Raw genomic sequence first — 23,004 nt, forward strand, 5'->3', positions numbered from 1 at the left:
TGTCTAAAGAAAAATTTGAACGTAAAAAACCGCACGTTAACGTTGGTACAATCGGCCACGTTGACCATGGTAAAACAACTTTAACCGCAGCAATCACTACCGTATTAGCGAAAAAATATGGTGGAAATGCGCGAGCATTTGATCAAATAGATAATGCACCAGAAGAAAAAGCGCGCGGGATCACCATTTCTACTTCTCACGTAGAATACGATACCCCTAGCCGCCATTATGCCCACGTAGATTGCCCAGGCCACGCAGATTATGTAAAAAACATGATCACCGGTGCGGCACAGATGGACGGTGCAATTTTAGTGGTAGCAGCAACCGATGGCCCAATGCCACAAACACGTGAGCATATCCTATTAGGCCGCCAGGTAGGAGTTCCTTATATCATCGTTTTCCTAAACAAATGTGACATGGTTGATGATGAAGAGTTGCTGGAACTGGTTGAAATGGAAGTACGTGAGTTGCTTTCTCAGTATGATTTCCCAGGAGATGACACGCCGGTAATCAGAGGTTCAGCGTTGAAAGCGCTGGAAGGCGTTGCAGAGTGGGAAGAGAAAATTATTGAGTTAGCCGATGCGTTGGATAGCTATATTCCAGAGCCAGAGCGTGCGATAGATAAGCCATTCTTGTTGCCAATTGAAGATGTGTTTTCAATCTCAGGCCGTGGAACGGTAGTAACAGGTCGAGTAGAGCGTGGTATAGTAAAAGTTGGTGAAGAAGTCGAAATAGTAGGGATTAAAGAGACGACGAAAACTACGTGTACGGGCGTAGAAATGTTCCGCAAACTGTTGGACGAAGGACGTGCAGGAGAGAACGTAGGTGTATTATTACGTGGTACAAAGCGTGAAGATGTAGAGCGAGGTCAAGTATTGACCAAACCAGGTTCAATCAAACCGCATACTCAATTTGAATCAGAAGTCTATATTTTGAGCAAAGATGAGGGCGGACGCCACACGCCATTCTTTAAAGGTTATCGTCCCCAGTTTTATTTTAGAACGACGGATGTCACGGGCACAATCGAATTGCCAGAAGGCGTGGAGATGGTAATGCCAGGCGATAATATCAACATGAAAGTGACGTTGATAGCGCCAATCGCGATGGATGAAGGGTTGCGTTTTGCGATCCGAGAAGGCGGTCGTACAGTTGGTGCGGGTGTCGTGGCTAAAATTATTGCTTGATCTTTAAAGCAATAATTGTAAAAAGGGCATCATCTGGTGCCTTTTTTATACTAGCTTAGATAACTTAAGAACCTATCTCATCAATAGTTTATATGGTCAATTATTGGTGAGATAGGCTCTGATATAAAGAATTATTGGATGTCTCTCAATAGTTGAATGTCATACTGGTTTATGGCGTAAAGTGAGATACAATAGTGGTATGTTTTATTTCGGTCAAATTTGAATTGTTTTACGAGGCAAATTGACTTTTTATTATATCATAGTAACGGGTTGATTTATGAGTGCGAATAGCGATGCTCAAGAAAGCGGACGTAGTTTTGATGTAGCAAAATGGGTATTAGTCGCGATTCTTTTAGTTATTGCTATTGTTGGTAATTATTATTTCCGACAATACAATCTTGCATTACGTGTCATAGCAGTTGTTGCTATTGCCGCGCTTGCTGGTGGCATTGCATTGTGGACAGCAAAAGGAAAAGCAACTTTAGCATTTGCTCGCGAAGCTCGTATTGAAATGCGTAAAGTCATTTGGCCAACGCGCCAGGAAACATTACAGACAACATTAATTGTTGCGGCAGTTACTGCCGTTATGGCACTAATTCTTTGGGGATTAGATGGTATACTGGTGCGTTTAGTTTCATTTATTACAGGCCTGAGGTTCTAAAATGTCTGAATCCCCTAAAAAACGCTGGTATGTTATTCAAGCATTTTCTGGTTTTGAGGCTAGAGTGGTCCAGTCATTGCGTGAGCATATCAAGTTACATGCTATGGAAGATAAGTTTGGTGAAGTGATGGTGCCAACGGAAGAAGTGATGGAAATCCGAAGTGGCCAACGTCGTAAAAGTGAACGAAAATTCTTTCCCGGATATGTTTTAGTTCAAATGACCATGGATGATGATAGCTGGCATTTAGTGCGTAGTGTACCACGTGTTATGGGTTTTATTGGTGGTACACCAGATCGCCCAGCTCCTATTAGCGATAAAGAAGTTGATGCGATTATGAATCGTTTGCAGCAAGTAGGGGATAAGCCACGACCAAAAACCTTGTTTGAGCCAGGAGAAATGGTTCGTGTTAGTGATGGTCCATTTGCCGACTTTAATGGTGTGGTTGAAGAAGTTGACTATGAAAAGAGCCGACTCAAAGTATCGGTTTCTATTTTCGGTCGTGCAACACCGGTAGAGTTAGATTTCAGTCAAGTAGAAAAAGTGTAATACACTTGACAACTTGCTTGTAAAAGGCGGGAAATTTGGCTACAATTCCGCGCTTTTATTTTTTTATGGCCTGAAAATCGTACAGGTCATTATATACACAGGGGAGCTTCATAATTGAAGCGACATTACCCAATTAGAGGAAATTATGCATGGCTAAGAAAGTACAAGCCTATGTTAAGCTGCAAGTTGCAGCAGGCATGGCTAATCCTAGTCCACCAGTTGGCCCGGCTTTAGGTCAGCAAGGTGTGAATATCATGGAATTTTGTAAAGCGTTTAATGCTAAAACAGATAGCTTAGAAAAAGGCTTGCCAATTCCAGTTGTAATTACTGTCTATTCAGACCGTTCATTTACATTCATAACCAAGACACCACCAGCCGCTGTATTACTGAAAAAAGCAGCAGGTGTTAAGTCAGGTTCAGGCAAACCAAATAAAGAGAAAGTTGGCAAAGTAACCAGCGCACAAATTCGTGAAATTGCAGAAACTAAAGCTGCGGATATGACAGGGGCTGATATTGAAGCGATGATGCGTTCAATTGAAGGTACTGCTCGTTCCATGGGCTTGGTAGTGGAGGGTTAATCAATGGCTAAACTAACCAAGCGTATGCGCACTATCCGTGAAAAAATTGATGCAACTAAACAATATGATATTTCTGAAGCAATTACACTTTTGAAAGAATTAGCGACTGCTAAATTTGTAGAAAGCGTGGATGTTGCAGTTAATCTCGGCATTGATGCACGTAAATCTGATCAAAATGTTCGTGGTGCAACGGTTTTACCGCATGGGACAGGTCGTTCTGTTCGTGTTGCTGTATTTACTCAAGGAGCCAATGCTGAAGCAGCAACCGCTGCTGGAGCTGAATTAGTTGGCATGGAAGATCTGGCTGATAAAATTAAAGCGGGCGAAATGAACTGCGATGTTGTTATTGCTTCGCCAGATGCAATGCGCATTGTTGGCCAGTTAGGTCAGATTTTAGGCCCTCGTGGCTTAATGCCAAATCCTAAAGTTGGTACCGTAACGCCTAATATTGCTGAAGCGGTACAAAATGCCAAAGCGGGACAGATCCGTTATCGTAATGATAAAAACGGTATCATTCATACCACTATTGGTAAGGTTGACTTTGACGATAGTAAATTAAAAGAAAATCTTGAAGCACTACTGGTTGCGTTGAAAAAAGCAAAACCATCTTCTGCTAAAGGTGTTTATATTAAGAAAATTAGCCTATCTACCACAATGGGGGCAGGCGTTGCCGTTGATCAAGCAGAATTATCTGCTTCAGCGTAATTTTTTGAATATTATTTTTTGCTTTACCTTTATGTTAAATTTGTATAGAATTTGACGCCCTATGTTTGTTATCTCTATTTTAGTAGTGATAACAAACTCTGAATTTAGGTTGGTGCCTGGCCTTATCCAGGCCCCGTCCAAGACCGTAGGTGTAAGTAATTACTTAATATCCTACGTAGACGGTGACAGAGCCACTAAGATTAATTTCTGGATTCTGCTCACCGTATTTTAACGCTCAAACATATGGGATGTTTTGAGTGATGTGAGTCCCGGGATAACCCGGTTAATCCAGGAGCAAGAAGCTAATGGCACTAAATCTTCAAGACAAACAAGCGATTGTTGCTGAAGTCAGCGAAGTAGCCAAAGGTGCGCTGTCTGCAGTTGTCGCGGATTCCCGCGGTGTAGCTGTAGATAAAATGACTGAACTGCGTAAAGCAGGTCGCGAAGCCGGTGTTTATCTTCGTGTTGTTCGTAATACGTTGATGCGCCGTGTTGTTGAAGGTACTACTTACGAGTGCCTTAAAGAAGCGTTTATTGGTCCAACCTTGATTGCTTTTTCTAAAGAACATCCGGGCGCAGCAGCTCGTTTGTTTAAAGAATTCGCCAAAGCGAATCCAGCATTCGAGATTAAAGCAGCAGCCTTTGAAGGAGAGTTTATTCCAGCGAATCAAATTGATCGTTTGGCAACTCTTCCAACTTACGAAGAAGCAATTGCGCGTCTGATGTCAACCATGAAAGAAGCCTCTGCAGGTAAATTGGCTCGCATTATGGCGGCACTACGCGATCAGAAAGAAGCTGCTTAAGTTTATTTCTGTCGTTGCTTTTTAACGTATAAAATATTTCTGAATTTTAGGAACCCTTGTTATGTCTATAACTAAAGAACAAATTCTTGATGCAGTTGCAGCCATGTCTGTAATGGATGTTGTTGAGCTGATCACTTTGATGGAAGATAAGTTTGGTGTTTCTGCTGCGGCAGCAGTAGCGGTTGCTGCACCAGGTGCAGCTGAAGCAGCTGAAGAAAAAACTGAATTTGATGTTATCTTGTCTGCTATCGGTGCTAACAAAGTTGCGGTTATTAAAGCTGTTCGTACGGCAACTGGTTTAGGGCTAAAAGAAGCTAAAGACATGGTAGAATCAGCGCCAGCAACAATTAAAGAAGCAGTAAGCAAAGAAGAATCTGAAACATTGAAGAAATCGCTGGAAGAAGCGGGTGCTTCTGTTGAAATTAAATAAGCTTTGCTTTAAGTTGGCAGCCTGATTTTATAGGCTGACGGCTGGTGATTTTTTAGTCACCAGCCTTTTTGCGCTATAAAGTGTATTAGGGTATCAGTAATATTTCACACTGTTTAGTTACTGAGTTATCCTTTCAATGCTTTTTGCTATTGACGACTTAATATACTGCGTTTATGACTCTGACAATTAAAACTTGGTAGTTATATAATGCAATGAAATGATTTAAGAGTAATAGCAATAAGTATTATGGAAAATAATCTGTTTTCCGTTCCAAAAAATAGTGTTGCAGATGCTGTCCTTTAGGACGGACAGAGTGGGCCACTGATCAGCAAGCTGAGGAACCCTATGGTTTACTCCTATACCGAGAAAAAACGTATTCGTAAGGATTTTGGCAAACGTCCGCAGGTTTTGGATGTTCCTTATCTTTTATCTATCCAACTTGACTCGTTCGCTAAGTTTATCGAGCAAGATTTAGAAGGTCAGAATGGGCTGGAAGCAGCATTCCGTTCTGTATTTCCAATTCAAAGTTATAGCGGCAATGCTGAATTGCAATATGTTAGCTATCGTCTTGGTGAACCTGTATTTGATGTTAAAGAATGTCAGATCCGTGGTGTCACTTATTCTGCTCCTTTACGGGTTAAACTACGTCTCGTTATTTACGAGCGTGAAGCACCAGAAGGCACAGTAAAGGATATAAAAGAGCAAGAAGTTTACATGGGTGAAATTCCACTCATGACAGATAATGGTACTTTTATTATCAATGGTACAGAGCGTGTTATTGTTTCTCAATTACATCGCAGTCCTGGCGTATTTTTTGATAGTGATAAAGGTAAAACCCATTCTTCAGGTAAGGTATTATATAATGCACGTATCATTCCTTACCGTGGTTCATGGTTAGATTTTGAATTTGACCCTAAAGATAATCTTTTCGTTCGTATTGATCGCCGTCGTAAATTACCGGCAACCATTATTCTACGTGCGATGGATTATGGTACCGAAGAAATCCTCAATCTCTTTTTTGAGAAGACGATTTTTCAAATCCGTGATAATAAGCTGTTAATGACGTTAATACCCGAACGTTTGCGTGGCGAAACAGCTTCTTTTGATATTGAAGCCAATGGTAAAGTCTATATCGAAAAAGGTCGCCGCATTACTGCACGTCACATTCGTCAGCTAGAAAAAGACAAAATCACTAGTATCGAAGTGCCTGTTGAATATATTGCAGGTAAAGTGGTAGCTAAAGATTATATTGATGAAAGTACCGGCGAATTGATCTGTACGGCGAATACAGAGCTTTCTCTGGATATATTGGCACGTCTAAGTCAAGGTGGTTATAAAACCATTGAGACCTTATTTACTAATGACTTAGATCACGGGGCATATATTTCAGAAACATTGCGTACTGATCCAACCAATGATCGTTTAAGTGCGTTAGTTGAAATTTACCGTATGATGCGCCCAGGTGAACCACCAACTCGCGAAGCGGCAGAAAATCTGTTTGAGAACTTATTCTTTTCTGAAGAGCGTTACGATCTTTCCGCGGTAGGACGGATGAAATTTAATCGTTCACTTGATCGTGATGCGATTGAAGGCTCAAGCATCTTAAGCAAACAAGATATCATTGATGTGATGAAAAAACTCATTGATATTCGTAATGGTAAGGGTGAAGTTGATGATATTGACCATTTAGGTAACCGCCGTATTCGTTCGGTTGGTGAAATGGCTGAAAATCAATTCCGAGTTGGTTTAGTGCGAGTAGAGCGTGCGGTTAAAGAGCGTTTGTCATTAGGTGATTTAGATGCATTAATGCCACAAGACATGATTAACGCGAAGCCAATTTCTGCTGCGGTTAAAGAGTTTTTTGGCTCAAGTCAATTATCGCAGTTTATGGATCAGAATAATCCACTGTCGGAAATCACCCATAAACGTCGTATTTCAGCATTAGGTCCAGGTGGACTAACACGTGAACGCGCAGGCTTTGAAGTTCGTGACGTACACCCAACCCACTACGGACGTGTATGTCCCATTGAGACTCCTGAAGGGCCGAATATCGGCTTGATTAACTCATTGTCTGTCTATGCACAAACCAATGAGTATGGCTTTTTGGAAACACCTTATCGTTTAGTGCGGGATGGTATCGTAACTGATGAAATTCATTATTTGTCAGCGATTGAAGAAGGCAACTACATCATTGCTCAGGCGAATACTGTTTTAGATGATGATGGTCGGTTTGTTGAAGAATTAATCACTTGCCGCAATAAAGGTGAATCCAGCCTATTTAGCCAAGATCAAGTAGAATATATGGACGTTTCAACCCAACAGGTTGTGTCTGTTGGTGCTTCATTAATTCCATTTCTTGAGCATGATGATGCTAACCGTGCATTGATGGGTGCGAACATGCAGCGTCAAGCAGTACCTACGTTACGCTCAGATAAACCCCTCGTTGGAACGGGTATGGAACGAGCCGTTGCTGTTGACTCTGGGGTAACAGCAGTTGCTAAACGTGGTGGTACTGTCCAGTATGTAGATGCTTCACGTATAGTTATCAAAGTTAATGAAGATGAGATGTATCCTGGTGAAGCCGGCATTGATATTTATAATCTGACAAAATATACGCGTTCAAATCAGAATACTTGTATTAATCAGATGCCATGTGTTGCGCTGGGCGAGCCGATAGAGCGCGGTGATGTTTTGGCTGATGGACCATCGACCGATTTAGGTGAATTGGCACTTGGTCAAAATATGCGCGTTGCGTTCATGCCCTGGAATGGTTACAACTTTGAAGATTCTATTTTGGTCTCTGAACGAGTGGTACAAGAAGATCGTTTTACTACCATTCATATTCAGGAATTAGCTTGTGTATCGCGTGATACTAAGTTAGGGCCAGAAGAGATTACTGCAGATATTCCTAACGTAGGTGAAGCTGCACTATCTAAATTGGATGAATCAGGTATTGTGTATATCGGCGCCGAAGTAACGGGCGGCGACATTCTGGTTGGTAAGGTAACACCGAAAGGTGAAACGCAATTAACGCCAGAAGAAAAATTATTGCGCGCTATTTTTGGTGAAAAAGCTTCTGATGTCAAAGATTCTTCACTGCGGGTACCTAATGGGGTATCAGGAACGGTTATTGATGTACAAGTCTTTACCCGCGATGGGGTAGAGAAAGATAAACGTGCATTAGAAATTGAAGAAATGCAGCTTCGTGATGCGAAGAAAGACTTAACTGAAGAGTTGCGTATCTTTGAAGCCGGTTTATTTGCCCGTATCAGAGCAGTACTAACTAATGGCGGTATTGAAGGTGACAAGCTGGATAAATTACCGCGTGAGCGTTGGTTAGAATTATCGTTGAAGGATGAAGAAAAACAAAATCAGTTAGAGCAATTGGCTGAGCAGTATGATGAGCTTAAAGCTGAATTTGAGAAGAAGCTAGAGGCTAAACGTCGTAAGATCACACAAGGTGATGATTTAGCGCCAGGCGTATTAAAAATCGTCAAGGTTTATTTGGCAGTAAAACGTCAAATTCAACCAGGCGATAAAATGGCTGGTCGTCATGGTAACAAAGGGGTTATTTCCAAAATTAACCCAGTTGAAGACATGCCTTACGATGAAAGTGGTAACCCTGTTGATATCGTTTTGAACCCACTGGGCGTACCATCACGTATGAATATTGGTCAGATTCTGGAAACCCATTTGGGTATGGCTGCGAAAGGTATTGGCGATAAGATCAATACCATGCTGAAACAACAGCGTGAAGTAGCCAAATTGAGAGAATTTATTCAGAAAGCTTATGACTTAGGAGATGATCCTCGTCAAACAGTTGATCTCAGTACCTTTTCTGATGAAGAAGTTCTGCGGTTAGCACATAATTTGAAGAAAGGTATGCCAATTGCAACACCGGTCTTTGATGGTGCAAAAGAAAAGGAAATCAAAGAACTATTGACTTTAGCTGAGTTGCCGACTTCTGGTCAGATTACATTGTATGATGGCCGTACAGGAGAGAAATTTGAACGTCAGGTGACAGTTGGTTATATGTATATGCTGAAACTGAATCATCTTGTAGATGATAAAATGCATGCACGTTCAACAGGCTCCTATAGTCTGGTTACTCAACAACCGTTGGGTGGTAAAGCACAGTTTGGTGGTCAGCGTTTTGGTGAGATGGAAGTTTGGGCTCTGGAAGCATATGGCGCCGCTTACACCTTGCAAGAAATGCTTACCGTTAAATCCGATGATGTGAACGGACGTACTAAGATGTATAAAAACATCGTAGACGGCAACAATCAGATGGAACCAGGGATGCCGGAATCTTTCAATGTATTGTTGAAAGAGATCCGCTCGTTGGGTATTAACATCGAACTGGAAGACGAGTAATAAGTGATGTTGTAAAGCCTAGTAGCGACTAAGCTTTACAAATTGTTACACTGGGTTTAGGAGGAAGTGGCTAAAACCGCTTCCTCGCAGGTTTAACTCCGACAGGAGCCATTCCGTGAAAGACTTATTAAAGTTTCTGAAAGCACAGACTAAAACCGAAGAGTTTGATGCGATCAAAATTGCTCTGGCCTCTCCAGATATGATCCGTTCATGGTCATTTGGTGAAGTGAAAAAGCCAGAAACGATTAACTACCGAACGTTCAAGCCTGAGCGTGATGGTCTTTTCTGTGCGCGTATTTTCGGGCCAGTTAAAGATTATGAATGTTTGTGTGGTAAATACAAACGATTAAAACACCGAGGTGTGATTTGTGAGAAATGTGGTGTTGAGGTCACTCAGACTAAAGTACGTCGTGAGCGTATGGGTCATATTGAATTGGCTTCACCGACAGCACATATTTGGTTCTTAAAATCATTACCATCACGAATTGGTTTGTTGCTTGATATGCCTTTGCGTGATATTGAGCGAGTACTCTATTTCGAATCCTATGTTGTGGTCGAAGGGGGTATGACAAGCTTAGAGCGTGGACAGATCTTGACCGAAGAGCAATATCTTGATGCTTTGGAAGAGTTTGGTGATGAATTTGACGCTAAAATGGGCGCGGAAGCGATCCAATCTTTGCTAAAAAATCTTGATTTAGAGCAAGAGTGTGAAGTTTTGCGTGAAGAGTTAAATACAACTAACTCTGAAACTAAACGTAAGAAATTAACTAAGCGTATCAAACTACTAGAAGCATTTATTCAGTCTGGTAATAAGCCTGAGTGGATGATTCTGAATGTATTACCGGTATTACCGCCGGATTTGCGTCCGCTTGTTCCGCTAGATGGCGGCCGCTTTGCTACTTCTGATTTAAATGATTTATATCGTCGCGTTATTAATCGTAACAATCGTTTAAAGCGTCTATTGGATTTGGCGGCGCCTGATATCATTGTACGTAATGAAAAACGCATGCTACAAGAAGCGGTTGACGCATTGCTGGATAATGGCCGTCGTGGACGTGCGATTACCGGCTCGAATAAACGTCCGCTGAAATCTTTGGCTGATATGATCAAAGGTAAACAAGGGCGTTTCCGGCAGAACTTACTTGGTAAACGGGTTGATTACTCAGGCCGTTCCGTTATCACGGTGGGCCCTTATCTTCGCTTGCACCAATGTGGTTTGCCTAAGAGAATGGCATTAGAATTATTTAAGCCATTTATTTATGGTAAATTGGAGTTACGTGGATTAGCGACAACGATCAAAGCGGCTAAGAAGATGGTTGAGCGTGAAGAAGCGGTCGTCTGGGATATTCTCGATGAAGTGATTCGTGAACATCCAGTGATGCTAAACCGCGCGCCAACACTGCATCGTCTCGGCATTCAGGCATTTGAACCTATTCTGATTGAAGGTAAAGCTATTCAGTTACACCCCTTAGTGTGTGCTGCTTATAACGCTGACTTTGACGGTGACCAGATGGCTGTTCACGTCCCGCTGACTTTAGAAGCGCAGTTAGAAGCACGTGCCTTAATGATGTCGACAAATAATATTTTGTCGCCAGCCAGTGGTGAACCTATCATTGTACCTTCTCAAGACGTGGTGCTTGGTTTGTACTATATGACACGTGATTGTGTAAATGCTGAAGGTGAAGGCATGGTATTGTCTGGACCGAAAGAAGCTGAACGGGTTTATCGTGCCGGCTTAGCATCCTTACATGCTCGCGTTAAAGTACGTATTACAGAAGAAGTGCGTGATGGTGAAGGTAATGTTGAGACTGGAACTCAGTTAGTTGATACTACCATTGGTCGCGCTATCTTATGGATGATCGTACCAAAAGGTCTGCCATACTCATTGGTTAATCAGCCGTTGGGTAAAAAAGCAATTTCTAAAATGCTTAATACTTGTTACCGCGTTTTAGGTTTAAAACCAACGGTTATCTTTGCCGACCAGATCATGTATACCGGTTTTGCTTATGCTGCGCGTTCCGGGGCTTCTGTTGGTATTGACGATATGGTAATACCGGAGAAGAAAGCCAGCATTATTGCTGAAGCTGAAGCTGAAGTTGCTGAGATTCAAGAACAGTTCCAGTCGGGTTTAGTTACTGCGGGCGAACGTTATAACAAAGTTATTGACATTTGGGCTGCGGCTAATGAGCGGGTCGCAAAAGCGATGATGGAAAATTTATCCACTGAAACCGTTGTTAACCGCGAAGGCCAAGACGAGCAACAAGTTTCGTTTAACAGCATCTTTATGATGGCTGATTCTGGTGCGCGTGGTTCTGCGGCACAGATCCGTCAGTTAGCGGGTATGCGTGGTTTGATGGCCAAGCCAGATGGTTCAATTATTGAGACACCCATCACAGCTAACTTTCGTGAAGGTCTGAACGTATTGCAATACTTCATTTCAACACACGGTGCACGTAAAGGTCTAGCCGATACAGCCTTGAAGACAGCAAACTCAGGTTATCTAACCCGTCGTTTAGTTGATGTTGCACAAGATTTGGTTGTCACTGAGGATGATTGTGGTACTCACGATGGTATTTTAATGACCCCGGTTATTGAAGGTGGTGATGTTAAAGAACCTTTACGTGAGCGTGTCTTGGGTCGAGTCACAGCAGAAGATATATTAGTACCGGGTACAGCTGATATTTTAATACCACGTAACACCTTATTAAGTGAAAAATGGTGTGATGAACTGGAAGCCAACTCGGTTGATAGCGTAAAAGTGCGCTCTGTTGTAAGTTGTGAAACTGACTTTGGAGTCTGTGCGAAATGTTATGGACGAGATTTAGCGCGTGGTCATATCATCAATAAAGGTGAAGCAGTTGGTGTTATTGCTGCTCAATCAATCGGGGAGCCGGGCACACAGTTGACAATGCGTACGTTCCACATTGGTGGTGCGGCATCACGTGCTGCTGCGGAATCGAGTATTCAGGTACGTAACAAAGGTAATATCAAACTGGTTAATGCCAAGTTTGTAAAAAATTCTGAAGGTCACTTAGTTATCACTTCTCGGAATACAGAATTACGAGTGGTAGATGAATTTGGTCGAACCAAAGAAAGCTATAAAGTACCATATGGCGCACACCTTAATAAAGGTGATGGTGACGGAGTTAATGGTGGTGAAACCGTTGCGAACTGGGATCCACATACCATGCCGGTTATCAGTGAAGTTGCGGGTATTATTCGTTTCTCTGATATGGCAGATGGACAATCTATTATACGTCAGACCGATGAACTAACGGGCTTATCATCAATTGTTGTGCTTGATACAGCTGAGCGTACGGCGGGTAGTAAAGATTTACGTCCTGCATTGCGTGTTGTTGATGCGAAAGGCAATGATGTATTAATTCCGGGTACTGATATGCCAGCGCAATATTTCTTGCCTGGTAAAGCGATTGTTCAATTGGATGATGGTGCGGCGATTAATATTGGTGATACCTTAGCTCGTATTCCACAAGAATCTGGTGGTACTAAGGATATTACTGGTGGTTTACCACGGGTTGCAGATCTATTCGAAGCGCGTCGACCAAAAGAACCGGCTATTCTGGCTGAAATTAGCGGTATTATTTCTTTTGGTAAGGAAACTAAAGGTAAACGTCGCCTAGTGATCACACCAATAGATGGTGGTGATGCATACGAAGAGATGATCCCTAAATGGCGCCAGCTTAATGTCTTTGAAGGTGAGCGAGTTGAGCGTGGTGATGTGATTTCTGATGGTCCAGAATCACCACATGATATTTTACGTTTGCGTGGAGCGCATGCTGTTGCTCGTTATATCACGAATGAAGTTCAAGAAGTTTATCGTCTACAAGGCGTTAAAATTAACGATAAACATATTGAAGTTATCGTTCGGCAGATGTTACGTAAGGTGACCATTGCTGATGCTGGTAGCTCTGAATTTTTGGAAGGTGAACAAGTAGAGTACGCCCGCGTGAAAGTAGCGAACCGCAAATTAGAGCAAGATGGTAAAGTACCGGCAACCTTTAGTCGTGATCTGCTAGGTATTACCAAAGCGTCTCTAGCGACAGAGTCCTTTATCTCAGCAGCGTCATTCCAGGAAACAACCCGTGTGCTTACTGAAGCTGCGGTTGCTGGAAAACGTGATGAACTTCGTGGTTTGAAGGAGAACGTCATTGTTGGTCGTCTAATTCCTGCTGGTACAGGTTATGCATATCACCAAGATCGGATGCGTCGCCGTCACATGGTTAATGAACCTGTCGAGTCATCACAAGTTAGTGCTGATGAGGCAACGGCGAATTTGGCAGAATTGCTAAATGCGGGTTTTGGTAATCAAGACCATGAATAATGCAGCTTGATCTGTAAAAAATGCCCTCATAATGAGGGCATTTTTATAGCTATATTATGGAGAATATTAAATTAATGATACGCTGCCGTTTTATTACTTTATATACATTGAGTATTTTTATTTCTTTTTTTCTCAGTTTTCCACTGTATGCGGAAAACAACATGGTTCCATTGTTTGAAAAGCGTCCGAATGCTGAGTTCAGTAAACCTATGAAAGTTAACCAAGACAGTGTGATTTATGCAGTCGTGGGAGGAAAAATACGGCAAGCTGGTTGGTTATTGAAAAATTCGCTTTTACTCATGCAACCGGGGAAAAATAATCTTTACCGTTTTCATTTTGGTAATAGTGATGGTTATATTACTCAGCAAAAAGCTTCTGAGGTAAAACAAAATCAGTTTCCAACGGATACTTTAAAACTATTAGATAAGCCCGTTTATGACTATTTAGTGACGACAAAACAAACCGCCATCTATTAAGATGCAGATGAGAAAAGCAAGATTATTGGTTTTCTCTCCGCCAATTTACGTTATCCAGTGCTTAATCAGATAGCGAAGAAGGTTAAGCACAACTCAACACCAATGAGCTCTTGGTTTATTATTGATCTTGGCGGTAGACTAGCTTTTATTGATGGTGGGGATGCTTCATTAGATAAAGGGATCCCAATTCTGACTTATCACCATTTACTGCCTAATAATGAAAATAAATTATTTCGTCATACCTCAACCACCACTTCAGTAGCAGCCTTTAAGGCACAAATGGCTTACTTAAAACATGCGGGTTATCAAACAATTACGTTGGATGAAGTTGATGGTTATTTAAAGAAAAAAATTAATTTACCAGGTAAGGTAGTCAGTATAACCTTTGATGATGGTTTAAAATCTGTTTATCGCTATGCTTATCCAATCTTAAAAGCTCACGGTCAGTTGGCAACGCTATTCGTTATCTCCTCACGTATTAAATTTCATGATCAAAAATGGGATCCGAATGGTTTACAATTTATGAGCAGACATGAGTTGAAAGAGAGCCGTGATGTCTTTGACATTCAATCTCACTCCCATTTTATGCATAGATTAGATAATAAAAATCAACCGATTATTTTTAGTCGATCATATCGTACGGTAAAACTTGATTTTAGCCGTTCCCGGCGTGAATTAGCACCGTTTAATCCCTTTCAACGTTACTTGGCCTATCCTTTTGGTGCATATAATAAACAAGTAATGGAAGCGGCCGAGGCTTCGGGTATGATTTTGGCATTGACGACTATTCAAGGTAAAGTGAAACTGGGTGATAATCCTTATGCCTTAAAACGGTTATATGCATTGCGCGATGATCCCATAAAAAAGTTTGCGCAAATGGTGGGTAATGGGCAGCAACAAATTATTAATAAAGACATTATTGTTGATCAATAAAGACGAGTTATTAAGATATCACTATAGATTAGATCGTGAATAGGCAAAGTTTTATTCTATTTCGTAAGTTGAAAGCAACTAATTAAAAAATTAACAGCTTGATTGAGCAAACGGGTTGTCACCACCAATTAAGGTGGTGTTTTATCAACGTCCTAAATGGTTGTCCCAATCTTTCCAAACAGGTTGAAGTCCAGCATCGATAATGACTTTAGCGATGGTTTTTGCGCTGCGGTTATCATAGGTAGCAAATTGCTCCAGTGCTTGATGATGTTTAGCATAACCACCAGGTTGGGTTCTTGAGCCAGCGCTAAGATTATTGATAACCAGTGGAATAATGTTATCACGAAAAAAAGGCGATTCACGGGTGGATAATGAAAGCTCGACTTCGGGCGCCAATAAACGGAAAGCGCAAATTAATTGCACTAATTCTGCTTCCTGGATAGTAGATGCAGGCTTAATACCACCAATACAGGCGCGTATTCTTGGGAAAGAAATAGAGTAACGGCTTTTCCAATATTTTTTTTGTAGATAAAATAGATGGTTTGCTACTAGATAATAGTCAACCCGCCAATTATTGGATAATCCGATTAGTGCCCCTAAACCAATTTTATCAATACCGGCCTGACCAAGGCGATCGGGTGTTTCTAGCCGCCAAAAAAAATCTTGCTTTTTTCCACGTAAATGGTGTTGCTGATAAGTTGGTTGATGATAAGTTTCCTGGTATACCAGTACACCATCTAAGCCAATTTTTTTCAGCTCTCTATATTCCGCTATTGTTAATGGTTGAACCTCCATTAATAGCGAACTGAAATATTGTCTAATTAATGGTATATATTGACGGAAATAATTCATGCCCACTTTACTTGGGTGTTCACCAGTTACAAGCAATAAATTATTATATCCCATGGAACGTATCGCCTCGCATTCTGCAATAATCTCTGTTTCGTTAAGCGTTTTTCGTTTGATCGGGTTGTGCATAGAAAAACCACAATAAGTACAATCATTAGCACACAGATTAGACAGATAGAGTGGTACATAAAGGCTAACAATATTGCCAAAACGCTGGCGGGTTAATTTCTGCGCTTTTTGAGCAATAACTTCCAAATAAGGATAGGCTGCGGGTGAAATGAGAGCCATAAAATCATTTAATGACAGTCTATCTGCGCAAATCGTTTTTTCAACCTCTTGAGGTGATTTACTGTTAATTTGTATTACCAGTTGATGCCAATCAAGTTGCTGATAAATTTCAGTAAAAGACGCCATTATTGAAATGCCTCAAGGAATTGTGTTAAAGGGCTAGAGGGTGCGGCTTGCTGCTGTTGCGCTGCAAGTCCGGCAGTTTGTACTATATCACCTGCTTCAATGGCAATACGAAAGGCGTGTGCCATGGCAACCGGATCATTAGCAACGGCAATAGCGGTATTTACCAGTACCGCGTCGGCTCCTATCTCCAAGGCGGCTAATGCATGACTGGGTGCACCAAGTCCTGCATCAACAACAACAGGGATTGAGGCTTGCTCAATTATAATTTGTAGAAAATCATAGGTAATTAATCCTTTATTGCTACCGATAGGTGCACCAAGAGGCATCACCGCAGCGCAACCTACCTCCTCTAAATGTCGGCACAAGACAGGATCGGCACTACAATAAGGTAAAACAATAAAACCTTCTTTTACCAACAATTCAGCCGCTTTTAACGTCTCAATTGGATCAGGTAATAAATATTTTGTATCGGGGTGGATCTCCAATTTTATCCAATTTGTGGCTAAGGCATCACGAGCTAAGCGGGCAGCAAATAGAGCTTCTTGTGCATTTTTAGCACCCGAAGTATTCGGTAATAATTTGACGCCAATTTTTTGTAATGGTAGCAAAATGTCATCATTTTTATTAATTAAATCAATCCGTTTCATCGCCATGGTGACTAATTGACTACCAGAAGCTTGAATGGCCTGGATCATCAATGATGAATTTGCGAATTTTCCGCTACCGAGAAATAAACGTGATTGAAAAATGGTATCAGCAATTTTTAACATAATTTAGCCTCCGGCAATGGCCTGGAATAACAGGATCTTATCTTGATGGTTAATATAGTGATGATTCCAATCTTCACGCGGAATAATGATCTGATTAATTGCTAGCGCAATACCTAACGTATTAAGTTTCAGCTGATCAAATAACTGGGTGATCGTGATCGAACTGTTAATTTCGATCATTCGATCATTTAGCAAAATGTGCATATTTATCTCCTGGTTCCACACACTAAACAGCTTTTCGCTTTGCTAAGTTGCAAGGTATGCCAGCTATATTGTTTACCATCGAATAATTTCAGTTTTCCACTGAGCGATGAGGGTAAATGGACTAATAATTTAATGGCTTCTAAGGCTTGCAGCGAGCCGATAACGCCAACAACCGGTCCTAAAACTCCGGCCTTGTGACAGTTACGATAAGGTTCATTCATATTAGGATAAAGACAAGCGTAGCAGCCTTGGTTATAGGAAGGTTCAAGAACTAATAATTGACCGTTGAAACCTACCGCACTACCACTAATGAGTGTCTTTTTTTCCACCACACATGCCGCATTAATTGCCTGGCGAGTTGACATATTATCAGTACAATCCAATATCAGATCCGTATCGCGAACCAGCGTTCGCAGTGAATGATAGTTTTGTTTTTTGGCAAAAGTTTTCACTTTGGTTTGTGGATTGAGCTGATTAAGTTGTTTTGCTGCTAATGTGACTTTAGGCTGAGAAATATCTTGTGTATGGTAAAGAATTTGTCGCTGTAGATTTGAAAGATGTAGTTTATCATTATCGGCCAACCAGAGTTCACCGACCCCGGCAGCAGCTAAATAAAGTGCCGCCGGTGAACCAAGTCCACCCAATCCGACAATAAGCACTTTGCTTGTTGTTAATTTTTGTTGACCTTGATAACCGATTTCTTCAAGTAATAGTTGGCGGCTATAGCGCATAAAAATAGCATCATCAAGCATGGCTCATTTCCTTACCTTCAATGAGATAGAGTAACTGAGCAACAACTTTCGGCCAGTCAGGCGATTTGGTGATCGCACTAACCATGGCAATACCTCCTACGCCTGTTGCAAGCACTGCGGGAACACGAGCTAAAGTAATACCGCCTATAGCAATAGTTGGGTGATCTGGTGTGACATTTACTTGCTGTTTTAGGCTAATTAATCCTTGTGGTGAGGAAGACATTAATTTTGTACTAGTAGGAAATATATGGCCTAATGCAATATAAGAGGGTCTTAACTGCTTTGCTCTGGCGAGTTCTTGTTGATTATGGCTTGAAATTCCTAAGCGCAAGCCCGCTTTTTGTAGGCGATTTAGATCAGCGAAATTAATATCTTCTTGCCCTAAATGGACACCGTAGGCACCATGTTTTATAGCTAACTGCCAATAATCATTAATAAATAGGCGGGCTTGATATCGTTGGCTTAGCATAATAGCCTGCTTAATATCTGCTTCAAGGTTGTTGGCTAATGGATTTTTGATCCTTAATTGAATAGTGGTAACGCCGGCGTTAAGCAAGCGCTTGATCCACTCGACAGAATCAACGACTGGGTACAGACCAAGTTTCTGTTCTGTCGATGCAAATGCGTGCTCAGGCCATTTTGTCATCGGAAATTGTCTCCATGCTGTGGTATAGCTCGCTGCCCTGGGTGCGAAATGTTGCCGACATTTGTGCCATTTGTGCAGCATGTTCACGGACTTGTTGCGAAATTTTCATTGAGCAAAATTTAGGCCCACACATTGAGCAAAAATGGGCCACTTTACCCGCTGCTTGTGGCAAAGTTTCATCATGGTAGGCACGTGCGGTTTCAGGATCGAGAGCGAGATTAAATTGATCTTGCCAGCGGAACTCAAATCGTGCTTTGGATAAGGCGTTATCTCGAATTTGCGCCCCAGGATGGCCCTTAGCGAGATCAGCAGCATGGGCGGCAATTTTATAGGTAATCAGTCCTTGTTTTACATCTTCCTTATTAGGTAAGCCTAAATGTTCTTTTGGCGTGACATAACAGAGCATGGCACAACCAAACCAACCAATTAAAGCCGCTCCGATACCCGAGGTAAAGTGATCATAACCAGGTGCGATATCGGTGGTTAAAGGCCCTAAAGTATAGAATGGCGCTTCATGACAATGGGTTAATTCTTCCGTCATATTACGGCGGATCATTTGCATTGGGATATGCCCCGGTCCTTCGATCATAACTTGAACATCATATTGCCAGGCTAGCTTAGTTAATTCGCCTAATGTATATAATTCAGCAAATTGCGCTTCATCATTGGCGTCTTGTAAAGAGCCTGGTCGTAATCCATCGCCAAGGGACAAAGATACATCGTAAGCAGCACAGATTGCACAAATTTCCTCGAAATGACTATACAAAAAGTTTTCCTGATGATGGGACAAACACCATTTTGCCATAATTGAGCCACCGCGAGAGACAATACCAGTCAAGCGATTGGCGGTCATTGGCACATAGCGTAATAAGACACCGGCATGAATAGTAAAATAATCTACCCCTTATTCGGCTTGCTCAAGCAGGGTGTCGCGAAATATTTCCCAGCTCAAATTTTCTGCAACGCCATTGACTTTTTCCAATGCTTGGTAGATGGGCACAGTACCGATAGGAACAGGGCTATTACGCAACAGCCATTCTCTCGTTTCATGGATGTAACGGCCAGTCGATAAATCCATTACGGTATCGGCTCCCCAATGCGTCGCCCAGATTAGTTTTTCAATTTCTTCTTCAATCGATGAAGTGACTGAGGAATTACCGATATTAGCATTAACTTTTACCAAAAAATTTCGACCAATAATCATTGGCTCGGCTTCAGGATGGTTGATATTGGCTGGAATAATGGCACGACCAGCAGCAACTTCTTGTCGAACAAATTCAGGGGTAATGTTATTTGGCAAAGTAGCACTAAAGCTTTGACCTGGATGCTGTTGAGTTAATATTTTACTATTGATACGCTCCCGTCCCATATTTTCGCGGATCGCAATAAATTCCATTTCAGCTGTGATTATCCCTTGACGAGCATAGTGCAATTGCGTGATGCTTTTTCCGCTTTTGGCTTTTAATGGTTGTGGCCGGTGATTGAAACGAAGATAATTCAATCCGGCATCAGCGAGTCGTTGTTGGGTAAAATAGGAGCTTGGCTTTTTAACTGGTTCAGTATCATTGCGATCGAAGATCTAATGTTGGCGGCATTTTTTTAAACCCACTTTAATATCCACCGTAACATCAGGATCGCCATAGGCACCTGAAGTATCATAGACCGGTATTGCCTCATTCTCTTCAAACAATGGATTATCTTTTGTACCGCCAACCAAGGTCGGTGAAAGTTGAATTTCACGCATAGGAACTTGGGTATTATAGTGATAACCAGTTAAGTAGATCCGTTTTGAGCCGGGAAAGCTGATATTTTGTAGATTATCGAGAAAACGTTGTGTCGCTTCACGTTGTACTTTTCGTGGGGAACTGGTATTTGTGGTAACACCTATATCACTGGTTGCAATAATATTCTTAGACATAGCAAATTCCTAAAATCATTACAAAGAGTTTACATAAAAGAGATAAATTGTATTGAGAAATTGCTTGTCTGGAGCTCGGTGAGAGTAATAGTATAATAATTGCGCTACTTACTTTTGATAAGTCATAATCGCAGGTTGATTACTCTTGTTCCCTTCGCAGGTATTAGCCTGATCAGGTTCCGCGGATCCCGAATTAACGGTCTCAGCCTGTAGATATTGTTAAACCTACTAGGCACTCCGACAAGATAATGCCAGTATATAAGAGAGATAATGAAAACTGCAATGGATAACTTCTTCATCAAACAACCTTTAGTCAGAATAGTTACTCGATATTGATGAAAATGGGTTAGCCTATATTAATTAGGATCAAGCAAGACATATTTTTAAAATTCACCGAACAATAAAATATAGAAGAACTGAGCTATATGATTAGAAAACAATTAGCCGGAACAGAAACAGGTTGGTGGGTTGTTAGTTTTGGCGGTCGAATTTGGTTACCAAATGGTGATTTACCGAAAGGTTCAGCCCAATTTTGGTCACTAATAGGAAAAGAGGCTCTCCCTATTGGTGAATGGCAGGCGGAAACGATTTGGTTAATTATGGCAAAATCACCAACAGATATGTGTTCACCACGACGGATTGCCAATGAAGATGGGGGGCTATTTAAACTGGTTGGACGAGGTATTCAACTGGCAGAATTTTACCGCTCACACCATTATTGCGGCTATTGCGGCAACAAAATGACAACCAGCTTAACTGAATGGGCATGCTTGTGTGGTCATTGTCATGAGCGCTATTATCCACAAATTGCGCCCTGTATTATTGTTGCTATCCGGCGTGCTGATCATATCTTATTAGCACAACATCGCCGCCATAAAAAAAAGCCAATATTTACAGTCTTAGCCGGATTTGTTGAACTAGGTGAAACAATTGAAGAAGCGGTGAAAAGGGAAGTAAAAGAAGAAAGTAATATTGTCATTAGTAACATTCGTTATGTCGCTTCTCAGCCATGGCCTTTTCCTCATTCATTAATGATAGGTTTTCTAGCTGATTATGTTAGTGGTGAAATACAGGCTAATCCTGATGAGTTAATTAGTGCAGATTGGTATCATTATAATAAATTACCGCAGATACCGCCTCCTGATACCATTGCTCGCCGGTTAATTGAAGATACACTGGCTTTATGTCGACAAGAGAATTATAACTTATATAAATAACAATATTAATCACGCTATAACAAAGCTGTTGCACATCTAGGCAACAATAAAAAGGCAAATACACGATGATAATGGCAATTTTTTATTGCCATTTAATGGAGCTAATGATGTCTGCATTAACAAATGATCGCTACTTACGCGCGCTATTACGGCAGCCTGTTGATAAAACTCCAGTATGGATGATGCGTCAGGCAGGCCGTTATCTACCTGAATATCGAGAAACTCGTCAGAAAGCCGGTGATTTTCTTTCACTGTGTAAAAATACCGAGTTAGCTTGTGAAGTGACATTACAACCTCTACATCGATTTCCATTAGATGCGGCAATCCTTTTTTCAGATATTCTTACTATTCCTGATGCGATGGGGCTAGGTCTATATTTTTCAGCCGGAGAAGGGCCTAAGTTTCAGTGTCCGATTGGCTGTTTGGCTGATATAGAGAAACTGCCAATTCCTGATCCAGAACAAGAATTGGTTTACGTAATGAATGCCATACGCGCTATTCGCAAGGCGTTACAAGGGAAAGTGCCATTAATCGGTTTTTCGGGTAGTCCATGGACATTGGCAACTTATATGGTTGAAGGTGGAAGTAGTAAGGCTTTTACCCATATTAAAAAGCTGATGTATACCGAGCCAAAAGCGTTACATTTATTATTGGATAAATTGACCCAAAGTGTCATTCTCTATCTAAATGCTCAGATACGGGCGGGTGCTCAATCAGTGATGATTTTTGATACATGGGGTGGTGTATTAACTGGGCGTGATTATCATCAATTTTCTTTACATTACATGCATCAGATTATCGATGCTCTATTGCGAGAAAATGAAGGTCATAAAGTTCCGGTTACATTATTTACTAAAGGTGGTGGTCAATGGTTAGAGGCAATGGCTGCGACCGGTTGTGACGCGTTAGGTATCGACTGGATGACAGATATTGAAGATGCTCGCTCTCGGGTAGGAGATAAGGTGGCTTTACAGGGAAACATGGATCCTTCCATATTATATGCATCAAAAGAACGTATTGAGCTTGAAGTTAAAACTATTTTAAAGCAATTTGGTCAAGGTAGTGGCCATGTTTTTAATTTAGGTCATGGCATTCATCAGGACATTCCACCTGAACATGTTAAAAATTTTATTAATTCAGTACACAAATTATCAGAACAATATCATCAATAAGTAAGGTTTATCCAAAGAAAGAAAAAGCA

The 23,004-nt window shown here is 41.3% G+C and carries 18 protein-coding genes, 1 pseudogene and 1 riboswitch; of the genes and pseudogenes, 13 read left to right on the forward strand and 6 right to left on the reverse strand.

Annotation, left to right across the window (positions count from 1 at the left end; genetic code table 11):
- The 11 genes from tuf to H1X92_RS02120 all read left to right on the forward strand — a co-directional run.
- Positions 1-1,184, forward strand: a 1,184-nt coding sequence (gene tuf / locus H1X92_RS02075; RefSeq protein WP_180558647.1) for an elongation factor Tu, incomplete at its 5' end; no start/stop codon positions are given.
- A 277-nt stretch (positions 1,185-1,461) separates the two neighbouring features.
- On the forward strand, positions 1,462-1,845 hold the full coding sequence (secE, locus tag H1X92_RS02080; protein ID WP_026823562.1) for a preprotein translocase subunit SecE: 384 nt from the start codon (positions 1,462-1,464) through the stop codon (positions 1,843-1,845).
- Position 1,846: 1 nt separating this feature from the next.
- Positions 1,847-2,392, forward strand: coding sequence for a transcription termination/antitermination protein NusG (gene nusG, locus H1X92_RS02085; protein ID WP_180558648.1), 546 nt, complete (start codon positions 1,847-1,849; stop codon positions 2,390-2,392).
- Positions 2,393-2,541: 149 nt separating this feature from the next.
- The gene (gene rplK, locus H1X92_RS02090) at positions 2,542-2,970 is read left to right on the forward strand and encodes a 50S ribosomal protein L11 (protein WP_026823564.1); all 429 of its coding nucleotides are present in this window, start codon (positions 2,542-2,544) and stop codon (positions 2,968-2,970) included.
- A gap of 3 nt (positions 2,971-2,973) precedes the next feature.
- On the forward strand, positions 2,974-3,675 hold the full coding sequence (gene rplA / locus H1X92_RS02095) for a 50S ribosomal protein L1 (RefSeq protein WP_180558649.1): 702 nt from the start codon (positions 2,974-2,976) through the stop codon (positions 3,673-3,675).
- A 305-nt stretch (positions 3,676-3,980) separates the two neighbouring features.
- Positions 3,981-4,478, forward strand: coding sequence for a 50S ribosomal protein L10 (gene rplJ, locus H1X92_RS02100; RefSeq protein WP_180558650.1), 498 nt, complete (start codon positions 3,981-3,983; stop codon positions 4,476-4,478).
- 61 nt (positions 4,479-4,539) lie between these two features.
- On the forward strand, positions 4,540-4,908 hold the full coding sequence (rplL, locus tag H1X92_RS02105) for a 50S ribosomal protein L7/L12 (protein ID WP_180558651.1): 369 nt from the start codon (positions 4,540-4,542) through the stop codon (positions 4,906-4,908).
- Between the two features lie 345 nt (positions 4,909-5,253).
- On the forward strand, positions 5,254-9,282 hold the full coding sequence (gene rpoB, locus H1X92_RS02110) for a DNA-directed RNA polymerase subunit beta (RefSeq protein ID WP_180558652.1): 4,029 nt from the start codon (positions 5,254-5,256) through the stop codon (positions 9,280-9,282).
- 115 nt (positions 9,283-9,397) lie between these two features.
- Positions 9,398-13,624, forward strand: a complete 4,227-nt coding sequence (rpoC, locus tag H1X92_RS02115) for a DNA-directed RNA polymerase subunit beta' (protein ID WP_180558653.1) — start codon at positions 9,398-9,400, stop codon at positions 13,622-13,624.
- A gap of 74 nt (positions 13,625-13,698) precedes the next feature.
- Entirely contained in the window at positions 13,699-14,100 is a 402-nt protein-coding gene (locus H1X92_RS15710; protein WP_233458115.1) for a hypothetical protein, read from the forward strand.
- Positions 14,101-14,202: 102 nt separating this feature from the next.
- Positions 14,203-15,033: a polysaccharide deacetylase family protein gene (locus H1X92_RS02120; protein ID WP_225506409.1), complete on the forward strand. Its 831-nt coding sequence runs from the start codon at positions 14,203-14,205 to the stop codon at positions 15,031-15,033.
- A 144-nt stretch (positions 15,034-15,177) separates the two neighbouring features.
- On the opposite strand, the gene thiH is transcribed toward H1X92_RS02120, so the two are convergent.
- From thiH to thiC, 6 genes and pseudogenes are all read right to left on the reverse strand, one after another.
- Positions 15,178-16,296: a 2-iminoacetate synthase ThiH gene (gene thiH / locus H1X92_RS02125; RefSeq protein WP_370520616.1), complete on the reverse strand. Its 1,119-nt coding sequence runs from the start codon at positions 16,294-16,296 to the stop codon at positions 15,178-15,180.
- Positions 16,296-17,066 carry a thiazole synthase gene (locus H1X92_RS02130; RefSeq protein ID WP_180558654.1) on the reverse strand — a complete coding sequence of 257 codons (771 nt, stop codon included), beginning with the start codon at positions 17,064-17,066 and terminating at the stop codon, positions 16,296-16,298. The genes thiH and H1X92_RS02130 overlap by 1 nt, the downstream gene beginning before the upstream one ends.
- A 3-nt stretch (positions 17,067-17,069) precedes the next feature.
- Positions 17,070-17,270 carry a sulfur carrier protein ThiS gene (thiS, locus tag H1X92_RS02135; protein ID WP_180558655.1) on the reverse strand — a complete coding sequence of 67 codons (201 nt, stop codon included), beginning with the start codon at positions 17,268-17,270 and terminating at the stop codon, positions 17,070-17,072.
- Positions 17,271-17,272: 2 nt separating this feature from the next.
- Positions 17,273-18,022: a HesA/MoeB/ThiF family protein gene (locus tag H1X92_RS02140; RefSeq protein ID WP_180558656.1), complete on the reverse strand. Its 750-nt coding sequence runs from the start codon at positions 18,020-18,022 to the stop codon at positions 17,273-17,275.
- A complete protein-coding gene (thiE, locus tag H1X92_RS02145; RefSeq protein ID WP_180558657.1) occupies positions 18,015-18,668 on the reverse strand; it encodes a thiamine phosphate synthase in 654 nt (217 codons plus the stop codon). Before thiE ends, H1X92_RS02140 begins: the two co-directional genes overlap by 8 nt.
- Positions 18,652-20,586, reverse strand: a pseudogene (gene thiC, locus H1X92_RS02150) (phosphomethylpyrimidine synthase ThiC). Before thiC ends, thiE begins: the two are co-directional and overlap by 17 nt.
- Positions 20,587-20,718: 132 nt before the next feature.
- Positions 20,719-20,836, reverse strand: a riboswitch (TPP riboswitch).
- Positions 20,837-21,011: 175 nt separating this feature from the next.
- Here thiC and nudC point away from each other — a divergent pair.
- Both nudC and hemE read left to right on the forward strand, forming a co-directional pair.
- Positions 21,012-21,803, forward strand: a complete 792-nt coding sequence (gene nudC / locus H1X92_RS02155; RefSeq protein ID WP_180558658.1) for an NAD(+) diphosphatase — start codon at positions 21,012-21,014, stop codon at positions 21,801-21,803.
- Positions 21,804-21,910: 107 nt separating this feature from the next.
- Positions 21,911-22,975, forward strand: coding sequence for a uroporphyrinogen decarboxylase (gene hemE / locus H1X92_RS02160; RefSeq protein WP_180558664.1), 1,065 nt, complete (start codon positions 21,911-21,913; stop codon positions 22,973-22,975).
- Positions 22,976-23,004 lie beyond the last annotated feature (29 nt).

It is taken from the genome of Arsenophonus endosymbiont of Apis mellifera (assembly GCF_903968575.1).
Taxonomy (GTDB): domain Bacteria; phylum Pseudomonadota; class Gammaproteobacteria; order Enterobacterales; family Enterobacteriaceae; genus Arsenophonus; species Arsenophonus apicola.